Origin of the sequence: Candidatus Paracaedibacter acanthamoebae (assembly GCF_000742835.1) — a bacterium.
Lineage (GTDB): Bacteria > Pseudomonadota > Alphaproteobacteria > Paracaedibacterales > Paracaedibacteraceae > Paracaedibacter > Paracaedibacter acanthamoebae.
Window position 1 is genome coordinate 1,914,915 of sequence record NZ_CP008941.1, and the last position, 13,010, is coordinate 1,927,924.

Below are 13,010 nucleotides of genomic sequence, written 5' to 3' on the forward strand. Positions count from 1 at the left end.
GTTCAGCTCTCACCTTAAATCAATTCAAGCCAACTTAGCTAAAATGTCGTCTGATACATCAAAATTACAGTAAACATTTTGCACGTCATCACTATCTTCGAGGGTATCAATTAACTTGATGATTTTTTGAGCGGCTTCTTCATCAACGGAAATAGTATTTTGAGGGCGCCACATCAATTTTGATTCAGAAATATCCTCATAGCTTAGACTTAAGGCATCGCGCACCATGGCAAAATTATCGAGGCCAGTAAGAACCTCATAAAAATCACCATCCTCTTCCAAATTATCCGCCCCAGCGTCGACAGCTTTTTCAAAAACATCGTCATAGCTTCCCACAGCTTTAGACAAACGGATCACCCCGACCCGATCAAACATAAAGGCAACACTACCCGTTTCACCCATATTGCCGCCACATTTGGTAAAGGCAGAACGAACTTCAGAAGCTGTTCGGTTACGGTTATCGGTCAAAGATTCCACAATCAACGCTGTTCCACCAGGCCCATATCCTTCGTAGCGTACTTCTTCATAGTTCGCTGTATCTTCGCCCCCTAACGCTTTCTTAATGGCCCGATCAACGTTGTCTTTTGGCATATTAGCCCCTCGAGCTGCAGCCATTGCCGCTCGCAAACGTGGATTAGAGGATGGATCAGCCCCCATGCGTGCCGAAACAATAATTTCACGCGTAATTTTTGCAAACATACGAGCCCGTTTAGCATCCTGGGCCCCTTTACGGTACATAATATTTTTAAATTGTGAATGTCCTGCCATTGTCTTTTCTATCCAAAATTCTTTTTTGTTAAGACTATATCACCATCAAGTCTTCAGACTCAACCTGAATGACACCGATTATGCACTCAGTTTTTCTGGCAACTCCTCTACATCACTTGCACCGATCAATTCGGCGGCTTGTGTTGACCGAGCCTGCGCGTCAAGGGGAGTCAACTCCTCGATGACGGTGGATGATGAATCGATCTCTTTAAATTTTCGCGCGGTCACCAACACGCGTCGTTCTAAAGTCCCCAAGGTTTGATTGTAACAATCAACGGATTGAGTTAAATGGCGCCCTAAACGGCTAAAATGATCCCCCATATCATTGAGGCGTTTATAGAGTTCTTTCCCAAGCTCGCCGATCACGCGGGTACTTTCGGTCATGGCTTCTTGACGCCAACCATAAGAAACTGCCCTTAACAGGGCGATCAAAGTCGTGGGCGTGGCTAAGATTACCTTTTCTTTAACGCCGGTTTCAATTAATGCGGGATCGCATTCTAAGGCTGCACTAAAGAATGTTTCACCCGGCAAAAAGAGGACGACAAACTCAGGCGTGTCATTAAACTGATCCCAATAGGCGCGTTGACTTAGAGCCCGAATATGCGTCCGCACCTGCCGCGCATGATCCATCATCTTTTGTTGACGGTCCCGATCATCTTGAGCTTCTAAAGCTTCGAGGTAGGCTGATAACGGAGCCTTAGCATCAACGATAATTTTTTTACCTCCTGGAAGATTGATAATCATATCCGGACGCATGCGGCCTGTTTCCGTATTCGTTGAGACTTGTTCCTGGAAATCACAATGGGCAATCATGCCGGCCATTTCCACAACCCGTTTCAATTGCATTTCGCCCCATTGGCCGCGCACTGATGGCGCTCGCAACGCCTTAACAAGGTTGGAGGTTTCAAGGCGAAGGTCTTTTTGCGCGCCAACCAGTTCTTTCACCTGTTCCCGCAACACTTCATAGGCCCCAACCCGCTGTTTTTCAAGATCTTGAATCTTACCATCAACCTTAAATAACGCTTGTTGTACCGGCTGCATCATTTCGGCGATCGATTGTTGCCGTTGCCCCAAGTCCATCCGCGCCGTTTCTTGAAATTTTTCCAAGGCAGTTTGAGCCAAATGTAAGAAGGATTTATTGTTGGTAGATAATGCCTCGGCTGAAAGGCTTTTGAAGGTCTCGCCCAATCGAATTTGAGCATTCTCCAGCATTTGAATCTTTTCTTGGGCTTGACGGCGTTCGTAATCCAAGGCTGATTGCAGTTCAGCATTTCTAGACCGCAATGTTGAAAACTGCTGTGTAACATCTTTCAGTTGCAACTCTAAACTTGCGGTTCGTGTTGCTCGTTCTTCTGCGACGGCTCGAGCCGCCTTTTCAGCCACGTACACCGTCTGCATTTCATAAATACGTTGTTCACGGTCCTGCACATCGCGTCGTGTGTCGGATAAAATCATATCCAGGCGCTGCAGCTCACTTTCCGACCGCTCAAGGGCATGCTTATATTGCCATCGCACCGTCAGCCATATGAAAATTCCGGTGACAGCAGCGGCTGCACCTGCTAAAAATATTGTTTTCTGTTGTACTAAATCGATCATGGGACTATACCTCGGCTCAATCATAGGTAAAATATTAGGATCCAACAAGCTATAAAATTACGATGATTTTATTCCCTTTATAAAAATGATGGTGTAGAGTGTTGCCATGATTATACCTACTTCCAAACCTTGCCCGTTTCTATCTCAGCTCACGGAGATCAAAGAGCTGCTTCGTCCCCGTTTGGATCATGTCGTTCAAAACGCAACAAGTCATGAGCGACTCCGCCAAGCGATGCTGCACGGAATCCAAGGATCAAGTAAATTTATTCGGCCGTTCTTAACCTTAACTTTTGCTCATTGTGCCGGTAAAGACTGGACGTCGGCCGTGATTGATACAGCCATCGCAATTGAGTTATTTCACAGTTATTCTTTAATTCATGACGACTTACCCCCCCTCGATGATGCGGATCTGCGCCGAGGACTCCCCAGTTGTTGGAAAGCATTTGATGAGGCAACGGCCATTTTGGCGGGCGATGCCTTAATTCCCCTTGCTTATGAACTTTTGGCAACTTTAGAAACATCCGCTGACAATCGCTTAGCCCTGATCACTGAATTTTCAAAAGCAGCAGGTGCCGACGGCATGGTCGCCGGACAAATGATGGATTTATATCCTTCCGACAATTTGGACGCTATCCGTCAAATGCAGTTGCTAAAAACAGGTGCTCTGTTAAGTTTTAGCTGCATTGCGGGGGTTATTCTAGGAGATGGCCTCCACGCCACTCTCTTGTGCCAAGCGCGCCAGTTTGGCTTAAACCTTGGACTGATTTATCAGATTACCGATGATTTACTCAGTGAACAGGGAACAGCAGATTATACAGGTAAGCCGGTCCACAACGATCAAAATAAAATTACATTTATCTCCGTCTTGGGTATTAAAGGGGCAACAGATCTCTTAGATCAACTCTTGACAGAAACCCATGCCATTGCAGCCACATTTGATAGAAATGAACCCCTCCACGATTTGCTAGATTTTTTGGCAGTTAGAACTTTTTAGTCGCTATTCGTTAACTATCTTCTATGGATGCTTAAGATTATGGCTAACATCAATTTGCCCTCAGGAGTGAACAAAATAGTTGTTCAAGAGCAAAATAACCGGCATTGTGAAGCAACAGTAATATTATCAAAGGATGGTCATCATGAACTCAGAACTCGATCTCGAAAAAGAATTCAACGGACGTGCTCTAAAATTTATTGAAGAAGCCGTTGCCACTGAAAAGATATATGTCCTTGTACAAGATAAAATGTGCGTTCAAACTGAATCACTTGAATTCACGCGTGAGGATGATGAACCCCTGGATACAATTCCATTGTGGACAGAAAGCTATGTTGAAAATGCAAAAACGTGGGCTGAAGATTATGCCACATTGGAAGAAATGCCAGTCTCCTATTTAATCGAAGAATTCCTTCCAGAAATTGAAGAAGGATATTGCAGTGTTGGCTTAAACTGGGATCAAGATGGTATTGGGCGCGAACTACCACCGTTCCACCTCGTTCAACTGTTGGTTAAGCAAGTTAAAGAGGGTAAAATTACCGAAAAAGATCTCGACATTAGCGAAGAATAAAATTTATGCTTTACCACAAAGCTTAAAAGCGAGAGACTCCTCTCGCTTTTTTATTTTGAATGCTTAAATAAGATCTTTTGAGGGGTAAAACGGATAGCCTCAACAGTTTTTTTATTTCCTACCGCATCCCTATAAAAAATATTACTAACCTTGAGCGTACCGATATGGATTGGACCGCGCCAGGAAGCAAGAACTTCAGAGTCTTTATCAAAATACCCCGCCATAAAGTCAACCGTCACGCGGAGCGGAAGTGCCTCATAAGGTAACTGGATACAAAAGTCTTCTGCACAGCCAAGCGGCACAAGGCGGGTATTTTGAGCATACGGAAAAATATACGATTTCCAAACATCCGTTTTCTCATTTTTAAGCTTAATCTCAATAGCCATAAGGTCACTTACCGGAGATTTTTGAGGATCAAGAAAACTAAGCCGAACAGGTGGTGTGTACCTTTTTCTCTCCTCATTGAGAGCTAATTGATAACACCCCCTATTGACTAATTTAAAAATAGGTAAATCATGCAACTTTATCTGCGAGACAACTAATTCTTTCATCTCATTAGGCAAAAGATCCCAACCCCATATGGTTGATTCTTCCAACCCCGTGGAATGAAAGAAAACCTGTGACACTGGTAACTCATCCCGAGCATCTAAGGAGGATATCATTAAAAAAAGGATTAGATTTCTCATGCTCAATAAATTCCATTATTGATAAAAATACTTCATTACTTCATAGAAATATTATAATAATTTTATTCATAATAAATTCTTAATAGCAGAGCTGATTGGGTAAATAATTATGTGGTAAGGGTATATAAGGTTTTAATAATTCCAAATTCATGACATACTAACGGATAAGAAAATAAGTAAGATTTAGCCGATGATTCCGTCTTTTGTTCACCTCCGTGTTCATAGCGCCTATTCCCTGGCCGAAGGGGCGGTAAAGATTAAGGAATTGGCAAAAATTTGTCAAAAAATGTCCATGCCCGCGGTTGCTGTTACAGATAGCTGCAACCTTTTTGGAGCCCTGGAATTTAGCGTCGCCGCTGCTGATGCTGGCATTCAGCCCATCATCGGTGCTATACTTAATATCAGCCAAGATTTACCCTCTGATCATGTAGGCTTAATTCCTGAACCGGATAGCCTTGTTTTATTGGTGCAGAATGAACAAGGGTATATTAACTTGATGCGTCTGATAAGTGATGCTTATATTTTAAGTTCAGCTGGTATTTCTCCCCAGGTTAGTAAAGCTCATCTTGCTCAATATACAGAGGGGTTGATTGCCTTGACAGCCGGCCCGAAAGGTGAAGTAGCTCGTCATTTAATTGCTGGCCGATCTGAAGAAGCGGAAACCGCTTTACTTTTCCTGAAGAACCTATTTGGCAATCGTCTGTACGTTGAAATTATGCGCCATGGCATGGTGGAAGAAGAACAAACTGAAGCACCATTACTTGAGTTAGCCTATAAACACGACATACCGCTGGTCGCCACCAATGATGTATTTTTCACGACGGCTGATATGTATGAGGCCCATGACGCTCTTTTATGCGTAGATGAAGGGGTTGTTATCGCAACCGAAGATCGCCGTCGTCTAACCCCTCATCATTATTTTAAAACCCAAGAAGAAATGATTGAGTTGTTTGCAGACTTACCCGAAGCTATCGAGAATACAGTCCTGATTGCCCAGCGCTGTCATTATCGCACGCTCCCGCGCAAACCAATTCTGCCACCTTTTGAATCTCCCTCGGGGTTGACAGAAGCTGAGGAATTACGGCGACAAGCCACGGAAGGCCTTGATCAACGCTTAGTTAATCAAGTTTATACAGCTGATCAAACGGATGCTCAACGGCAAGAAATTCGCAATAAATATCTCGAACGCCTTAATTATGAAATTGGTGTTATAGAAAAAATGGGATTTCCAGGCTATTTTTTGATCGTTGCTGATTTTATTAAATGGGCCAAAAATCAAGGAATTCCCGTCGGCCCAGGTCGTGGATCGGGTGCTGGTTCTTTGGTTGCCTGGTCGTTGACAATTACCGACATTGACCCGATCCGATTTACGTTAATCTTTGAACGCTTTTTGAACCCAGAGCGTGTCTCCATGCCTGACTTTGACGTGGATTTTTGCCAAGATCGCCGCGATGAGGTCATTGCCTATGTGCGGCGTAAATACGGTGATGATAAGGTCGCCCAAATTATCACTTTTGGTAAATTACAAGCACGTATTGTCCTGCGAGACGTAGGCCGCGTTTTACAAATGCCCTACTCCCAGGTGGATCGCATTTCAAAGCTGGTCCCCAATAACCCCGCCAACCCCACGACATTACAACAAGCCTTAGAACTCGAGCCGGCGTTAGAAGAGGCACGACGCACCGACACCACCGTTGAAAAACTAATTGATATCGGCATGAAACTCGAAGGGTTGAATCGGCATGCCTCCACCCACGCCGCTGGTGTGGTGATCGGCGATCGCCCTTTGCATGAGCTCGTCGCCCTTTATAAGGATGATCGCTCTGAGCTACCAGCCACGCAGTTTAATATGAAGTTCGTTGAAATGGCAGGGTTGGTCAAGTTTGACTTTTTGGGCCTCAAAACCCTGACAGTGATCCAAAAATCCTGCGAGATGATTCATCAACGAGGGATCGACATCAATATCTCGCATATTCCGCTGGATGACCGGGTAACTTTTGATCTTTTAAGCCGCATTGAAACCGTCGGCGTGTTCCAAGTGGAAAGTGCTGGCATGCGGGATGTTTTAAAGAAAATGAAACCCGACCAATTAGAAGATTTGGTAGCGTTGGTTGCCCTCTATCGCCCCGGCCCTATGGACGATATTCCGCGTTATATTGCCTGTAAAAATGGGGAAGAAGAAATCACTTATTTGCACCCCGAGCTTCAGCCTATCCTTGAAGGAACCTATGGCGTCATGGTTTACCAAGAACAGGTTATGCAAATCGCCCAAGAATTGGGTGGCTATACGTTGGGAGCCGCAGATTTGTTGCGCCGAGCCATGGGTAAAAAAATCAAAGAAGAAATGGACGCCCAGCGAGATTTATTCACCAAAGGCGCTATGGAGCGCGGCATTGAAGAAGATACTGCCCGTCAAATCTTTGATCAAATGGCAAAATTTGCGGGTTACGGATTCAACAAATCTCACTCGGCCCCTTATGCTTTGCTAACATATCAAACCGGTTATCTCAAAGCTAACTATCCGCTCGAGTTTTTTGCCGCCTCCATGACCTATGAAATGCAAAACACGGATAAACTCAATATTTTTCGTCAAGACATACTTCGAGCGGGCCATCCTTTATTCGCGCCTGATGTTAATAAATCCCTTGTCACTTTTGCGGTTGAAAACGATGGTGTCCGCTATGCTTTGGCGGCGGTCAAAAATGTGGGAGAACAAGGGATGGAATCCCTGGTAGCGGAACGAACAGCGCGGGGTGAATTTAAAGATATTCATGATTTTGCGAATCGTATTGATCCAAAAGGTCTCAATAAACGTCAATTGGAAAATCTGATTGCAGCAGGCGCCTTTGATAGTATCTATCCCAAAAGGGGAGAACTGTATGCGAATGCAGATGAAATTCTGAAAACAGCCCAGCTATGTCAACAAGAAAAGACAAGTCAGCAAGCTTCTCTCTTTGGCAATGCAAGCAATACCATCATTCCTGTTAATATACGACCATGTTTAGATTTTGATCCATTAGAAAAATTACAAAAAGAATTTGAGGCATTGGGCTTTTTTATGTCCGCCCACCCTCTTGACATTTATGGCGATAGCTTAGCCCGTCTTGGGATCGTTCGCAGTACCGAGCTTATCAATCAAAGTGAAGGTGCCACAATCAAGATGGCTGGGGTCATTATCGTCAAGCAAGAACGAACCTCTAAAACGGGGCAGAAATTTGCCTTTTTGCAGTTATCCGATGCCCACGGTGTTTACGAAGTTGCCGTCTTTTCTGAGGTTTTCTCTCGCACACGCGATTTTCTGAACCCTGGCACCCCTATCCATGTTTCTGGCATTATTCGCTTTGACGGCGACGATTTCCGTATAACTTGCCAAGCCATCGAACCCCTAGAAAAAATGACGCAAGGAACATCCCAAGCCATCACCATTCATATCGATAGTCGCATTAGAATTCCACTTTTAGCAGCAACCATCAAGAAAATTCCAGAAGGATCAACTCGTCTTTTGATCAAATTTATGATGGATTCTAACCTATCCGTTAGACTAACGGGTTTCCCTAGTATTGCCATGGGTGCCGATCATCGCTCAAAACTGTTGGGACTGGAAGGGGTAAGAAAAATTGAAGGATAGCGGACAACTTACTATCCCCCTGTCATTTCAAAAAACAATTATTAATTTATATGGTGAAAAAGGCCAGCTCTGGCTGGAAAATTTACCGAGTCTCTTCACCCATCTTTCTCAAAGCCACAATTTACGGAACTTAACTCTTGTCGACAATTTAAGTTATAATTTAGTTCTAACAGGATTGCAGGATAAGACGCCGATTGCTTTAAAAATAGGGTTGGATAAAAGTGCCTTACAGCAAGAAGCAACGGCTCTTAAAGCATTTGCTGGTAACGGTGCTATTGCTTTACGGGCCCATGAAAATGGCTTGTTGATTTTAGAACAAGCCATTCCGGGCACATCCCTTAAATCTTTTTTTCCTCAGCGTGATCAGGACGCTCTTAAAATTGCTTGTATAATCATGCAAAAACTTCATCAGGCAAAAATACCAGACGAAAAATTTCCTCATATTAAGGACTGGCTTCACGGACTTAAAGAATACACTCTCGATTCTAACAATCGAGATTTAAGCTTCCATCACCATCGGGCGTCTGTCTTAGCAAACAGGCTTCTATCAACGATGGCTCAGCCTGTTTTGCTGCATGGAGATTTACATCATGGCAATATTCTTCATCATCAAGGAAATTGGCTGGCCATTGATCCTAAAGGCGTTGTGGGGGAGCCTGCCTATGAAGTTGCAGCGTTTATTCGAAATCCTATTCTGCAGCTTTATATCCATCCTGATTTTGAAAAATTGATTAAAGTGCGCATTTTCCTTTTTTCACACCTTCTGCAGCTTACCGCCCAACGGATACAAGAGTGGTGCTATGTCCAATCTGTTCTGGGTTGGATTGGGGCCTTAAATGATCGGGAAAATACAACCCCTTATCAACAATTTGCAAATTTGTGCGTGCAATTTGAGATGACCTCTCCTTAACCTTACTGAGCCTTTACACCACTGCCTAAGCCTATAGAAAGAGATCTTAACTATCTTTATTCTGCTGTGCCAGTTTAATCTTGCCAATAAAGGTGCTTAAGGCATCGAATAAATCTGTATAAAGTGGTTGCCCTTCCCGCACCGCTGTCAAATGATCCACCGTGATCCGATAATGATAGTCTTTTAATGATTACATATTTTATTCCTTCAAAATAACCAAAAGCGATCGGTCATATATATCGTCAGGAAGATTAAAAACCAAACCTTTTAAACCCTAGATGAGAGAGAAATTGTAGATCAAAAAGGCAGCAACGGCCATAAGTCAAAAAGTATTTTCTTGTTAAGGTGTTTTCTTAATTTACAAAAAAAATAAATTTAATCAGAATCAAATAGATCAGTGGCCCCAGAATTAATAGCCATAATTGAGAATTAGTTAGAAAAGATAATTTTGTATGGCGCCCTATCCGAGCCATTAGGTCGCTCCAGGTATAGGCCACAAAGTCTCCCTGGGATAAAATCCCGACCACATGTTTATTCTCATCCACGATGGGAAGGTGACGAAATCGACCTTGACTCATGCGTCTTAGTGATGTGTCGACATCATCTTCCAGTTGCGCTGAATGGGGGTTGGGAGTCATGACCTCGCTGACTTTTAACAACTCAATTGGCTTTTTCTGGCCGCTAACCTTCACTAAAAGATCACGTTCTGTAAAAATACCAACCAACTTACCTTCTTTGACCACAACAGCTGATCCAACATTATAGCTGACCATTTCAGCAATAACTTGATCGAGGGGTGTATCCGGCAAAACAGTTAGGACGTTTGTTTTATCTTTAAACTCTGGCACATCCATTATACGCATCGCGTCCTCCAATTTTCGCTCACTAAAAAATATAGAGCCTTATTAGGAAAAGTCAGACTTTCCTATCGTTAATTCTATTATTTAGTTGGATGTTTTATTTGGAAAAATAAATAAATTTTATTTTTCTCGTTGGCGACGCCACGTAACCAAGCCGGCGACCAAAACGCCTAGAGAAATGATAAAAACAATAATACTGGCTAAGGCATTAATCTCAGGGCTGACCCCTAAGCGAATGCTCGAAAATATCAACATGGGCAGTGTGGTGGCGCCAGGGCCTGAGAGGAAGCTGGCAATGACCAGATCATCTAAGGATAAAGCAAAGGCCAACAGCCAACCCGAAATTAAGCTCGGCGCGATCATGGGTAAGGTAATGACTAAGAAAACTTTCGTTGGGCGCGCCCCTAAATCTTGAGCAGCTTCCTCGACAGATCGATCAAAATCAGCCAATCGAGCGTGGATGATGAGGTAAACATAGGCTGTGGCCAAGGTAATATGAGCAATGGTAATTGTCATCAAGCCACGATGGGACGGCCAACCAATCAATTGTTCGGTGGCAACAAACATCATGAGCATCGCAAGGCCGGTCATAATATCCGGCATAATTAGCGGCGCTGAAATCATTCCACTAAATAACATCCGTCCCTTAAAATCCCCAAAACGCACCATCGTAACAGCCGCTAGCGTCCCTAAGACCACCGCTAACGTAGCCGTCATTGTCGCAACCTTAAGACTCGCAAAAACGGCGTCTATCAGTCCCTCATTCTCTAAAAGGGATGTGTACCATTTCGTTGTGAAGCGCGTCCATGTGGTCACCAACATGGAATCATTAAAAGAAAGAACAACAACAGTCAGAATCGGAATATACAGAAACGCATATCCTAAAATTAATCCTGTAATATTGAATGAAGACAACCGACGCATGCTTTACCCTTGTTTCCTGAGTTGTCGACGCTGCAACACCATAATCGGTACAATAAACATCAATAACATCACGACGGCAACTGTGGAGGCAATTGGCCAATCACGATTATTAAAGAACTCAATCCAAATAATTCGTCCAATCATGAGGTTATCGGGAGCCCCTAAAAGCTCAGGGATAACAAACTCTCCCAATGCAGGGATAAACACCAAAGCAACCCCGGAGAGTACACCCGGCAGAGATAATGGAAAAGTAACTCGCCAAAAGGCACGCCATGGAGAGCACCCTAAATCATAGGCGGCCTCAAGATAAACCTCATCAATCTTTTCTAAAACGGAATAGATTGGCAAGATCATGAACGGTAGATAACAATAAACAATGCCAACAATTACAGAAAAATTGTTATATAAAAACTGCTTTGGCTCTTGGATAAGCCCCAAGGATAACAATAACTGGTTAAGCAATCCATCCTTTGACAATATCCCCATCCAGGCATACACTCGCACCAGAAAAGATGTCCAAAATGGCAGAATAACCAGCAATAGAAATATAAACCGCCACTGCTCCGGGACCCGGGTAATACTGTAGGCGATGGTGTATCCCAAAACTAAACACACCAATGTTGCCACAAACGCAATGACCAACGACGTCATCAATCCCGAAGCATAGAATGGATCTAAAAAGAGTCGCAGATAGTTACCGATATTGAGATGGATATTCAAAAAACCCTCTTTGGCCCACTCAAAAATAGGTAAATAAGGCGGAACTGCAAGAACAGATTCACTTAAGGAAATTTTGAAAACTAATAAAAAAGGGATCAGGAAAAACAAAATTAGCCATAAATAAGGAACAGCCGTAACGAGTTGACGATCTCCTAAAGCAGAACGCCGGCGTGAATAGTGTCTCTTTAATGGCGTATTTTGATCCATCATGATGTCAAGATAACTCCATTTTCAGCTCGCCAGAATAAATAAACTTCCTCATCCCAGGTGACCTCTCGCTCTGAAAAACGCAAAAGATTCGGGCGCGCTGCTTGCACCATTTTACCGGATTCTAATTGCACATAATAAATAGAGATATCGCCTAGATAAGCAATTTCCCGCACAATCCCCTTCGCCGAGTTTCTATTCCCAGCCGGCGGTGTGGACGAAATCATAACTTTTTCGGGACGAATTGCCACGGCGGTGTGGCTTCCCACGGGAACCGCAGCAGAGTCAGTGACGTATAATTGACACCCTGCCTCTTCTGAATCGATTAAAACAAAATCATCTTCATCTTCAATCACAATGCCTTCAAAGATATTCATGGATCCGATAAACTCAGCGACATACCGCGAATTCGGAAACTCATAAATATCATGAGGCGCCCCAATTTGACGGATGCGGCCCTCTTCCATAATTCCAAGGCGCGTTGACATGGTCATAGCCTCTTCTTGATCATGAGTCACCATGACAAAAGTAATACCCACCCGCTCTTGAATATTAACCAATTCAAATTGAGTTTGTTCCCGTAAGCGTTTATCTAATGCCCCTAACGGCTCATCCAGTAACAAAAGTTTCGGTTCTTTGACAAGACTGCGCGCTAAGGCGACGCGTTGACGCTGTCCCCCCGATAATTGGGATGGTTTACGATCGCCAAATCCGGCCATTTGCACCAGGTCCAACGCCCATTTAACCTTGTCGTGGATGATTTTCTTGGCAATTCGTTCTTGCTTCAGACCAAAAGCAATATTTTGGCTAACCGTCATATGGGGAAACAGAGCATAAGATTGAAACATCATGTTAACCGGCCGTTCATAGGCGGGCCAATCTGTCACATCCGTATCATCAATATAAATTCGCCCCGCTGAGGGTGCCTCGAATCCCGCTAACATTCGCAATAAGGTGGTTTTACCACTACCCGATCCCCCTAACAGCGAAAATAATTCCCCTTTATAAATTTGCAAAGATACTCCTTTAACGGCTTGGACGGAACCAAAAGACTTTGAAACATTGTCGATAACAATATAGGGCTTAGCTTTTGGATCTTGCCAATGCTCAAGAGTTCGCAAAAGTTGGGATAACGGTGGCATAGCGGCC

The 13,010-nt window shown here is 43.7% G+C and carries 11 protein-coding genes; 4 read left to right on the forward strand and 7 right to left on the reverse strand.

The annotated features are described in order from the left end of the window. Nucleotides 1-24: 24 nt before the first annotated feature. Both ID47_RS08745 and ID47_RS08750 read right to left on the reverse strand, forming a co-directional pair. Nucleotides 25-768, reverse strand: a complete 744-nt coding sequence (locus ID47_RS08745) for a YebC/PmpR family DNA-binding transcriptional regulator (RefSeq protein WP_038465668.1) — start codon at nucleotides 766-768, stop codon at nucleotides 25-27. A 78-nt stretch (nucleotides 769-846) separates the two neighbouring features. Further along, the gene (locus ID47_RS08750) at nucleotides 847-2,364 is read right to left on the reverse strand and encodes a DNA recombination protein RmuC (RefSeq protein WP_038465670.1); all 1,518 of its coding nucleotides are present in this window, start codon (nucleotides 2,362-2,364) and stop codon (nucleotides 847-849) included. Nucleotides 2,365-2,470: 106 nt separating this feature from the next. On the opposite strand from ID47_RS08750, the gene ID47_RS08755 reads away from it, so the two are divergent. Beyond that, nucleotides 2,471-3,358 (forward strand): polyprenyl synthetase family protein, encoded by an 888-nt coding sequence (locus ID47_RS08755; protein ID WP_038465672.1) that lies wholly within the window; start codon nucleotides 2,471-2,473, stop codon nucleotides 3,356-3,358. A gap of 142 nt (nucleotides 3,359-3,500) precedes the next feature. Beyond that, a complete protein-coding gene (locus tag ID47_RS08760) occupies nucleotides 3,501-3,926 on the forward strand; it encodes a DUF2750 domain-containing protein (protein ID WP_038465675.1) in 426 nt (141 codons plus the stop codon). 50 nt (nucleotides 3,927-3,976) lie between these two features. Here the strand turns inward: ID47_RS08760 and ID47_RS08765 are convergent, their stop codons facing one another. Beyond that, entirely contained in the window at nucleotides 3,977-4,612 is a 636-nt protein-coding gene (locus tag ID47_RS08765; protein WP_038465677.1) for a hypothetical protein, read from the reverse strand. Nucleotides 4,613-4,802: 190 nt separating this feature from the next. Here ID47_RS08765 and dnaE point away from each other — a divergent pair, with 190 nt between their 5' ends. Further along, a complete protein-coding gene (gene dnaE, locus ID47_RS08770; protein WP_038465679.1) occupies nucleotides 4,803-8,240 on the forward strand; it encodes a DNA polymerase III subunit alpha in 3,438 nt (1,145 codons plus the stop codon). Further along, a complete protein-coding gene (locus tag ID47_RS08775; RefSeq protein ID WP_051908785.1) occupies nucleotides 8,230-9,150 on the forward strand; it encodes an aminoglycoside phosphotransferase family protein in 921 nt (306 codons plus the stop codon). The genes dnaE and ID47_RS08775 overlap by 11 nt, the downstream gene beginning before the upstream one ends. Before the next feature lie 353 nt (nucleotides 9,151-9,503). Here ID47_RS08775 and ID47_RS08780 read toward each other — a convergent pair whose 3' ends face one another. The 4 genes from ID47_RS08780 to ID47_RS08795 form a co-directional block, all read right to left on the reverse strand. Then, nucleotides 9,504-10,013 (reverse strand): CBS domain-containing protein, encoded by a 510-nt coding sequence (locus ID47_RS08780; RefSeq protein ID WP_038465681.1) that lies wholly within the window; start codon nucleotides 10,011-10,013, stop codon nucleotides 9,504-9,506. 117 nt (nucleotides 10,014-10,130) lie between these two features. Continuing rightward, complete coding sequence (locus ID47_RS08785) at nucleotides 10,131-10,934, reverse strand: ABC transporter permease subunit (RefSeq protein ID WP_038465684.1); 804 nt, start codon at nucleotides 10,932-10,934, stop codon at nucleotides 10,131-10,133. A 3-nt stretch (nucleotides 10,935-10,937) separates the two neighbouring features. Beyond that, nucleotides 10,938-11,864: an ABC transporter permease subunit gene (locus ID47_RS08790; protein ID WP_198022279.1), complete on the reverse strand. Its 927-nt coding sequence runs from the start codon at nucleotides 11,862-11,864 to the stop codon at nucleotides 10,938-10,940. Next, nucleotides 11,861-13,003 carry an ABC transporter ATP-binding protein gene (locus tag ID47_RS08795; protein WP_038465686.1) on the reverse strand — a complete coding sequence of 381 codons (1,143 nt, stop codon included), beginning with the start codon at nucleotides 13,001-13,003 and terminating at the stop codon, nucleotides 11,861-11,863. Before ID47_RS08795 ends, ID47_RS08790 begins: the two co-directional genes overlap by 4 nt. Nucleotides 13,004-13,010: the final 7 nt, after the last annotated feature.

Bases quoted from the DNA above. Each gene is read 5' to 3' on its own strand.
- ID47_RS08765 (WP_038465677.1), bottom strand. From the start codon at position 4,612: ATGAGAAATCTAATCCTTTTTTTAATGATATCCTCCTTAGATGCTCGG.
- ID47_RS08750 (WP_038465670.1), bottom strand. From the start codon at position 2,364: ATGATCGATTTAGTACAACAGAAAACAATATTTTTAGCAGGTGCAGCC.
- ID47_RS08745 (WP_038465668.1), bottom strand. From the start codon at position 768: ATGGCAGGACATTCACAATTTAAAAATATTATGTACCGTAAAGGGGCC.
- ID47_RS08780 (WP_038465681.1), bottom strand. From the start codon at position 10,013: ATGCGTATAATGGATGTGCCAGAGTTTAAAGATAAAACAAACGTCCTA.
- ID47_RS08785 (WP_038465684.1), bottom strand. From the start codon at position 10,934: ATGCGTCGGTTGTCTTCATTCAATATTACAGGATTAATTTTAGGATAT.
- ID47_RS08790 (WP_198022279.1), bottom strand. From the start codon at position 11,864: ATGATGGATCAAAATACGCCATTAAAGAGACACTATTCACGCCGGCGT.
- ID47_RS08795 (WP_038465686.1), bottom strand. From the start codon at position 13,003: ATGCCACCGTTATCCCAACTTTTGCGAACTCTTGAGCATTGGCAAGAT.
- ID47_RS08755 (WP_038465672.1), top strand. From the start codon at position 2,471: ATGATTATACCTACTTCCAAACCTTGCCCGTTTCTATCTCAGCTCACG.
- dnaE (WP_038465679.1), top strand. From the start codon at position 4,803: ATGATTCCGTCTTTTGTTCACCTCCGTGTTCATAGCGCCTATTCCCTG.
- ID47_RS08760 (WP_038465675.1), top strand. From the start codon at position 3,501: ATGAACTCAGAACTCGATCTCGAAAAAGAATTCAACGGACGTGCTCTA.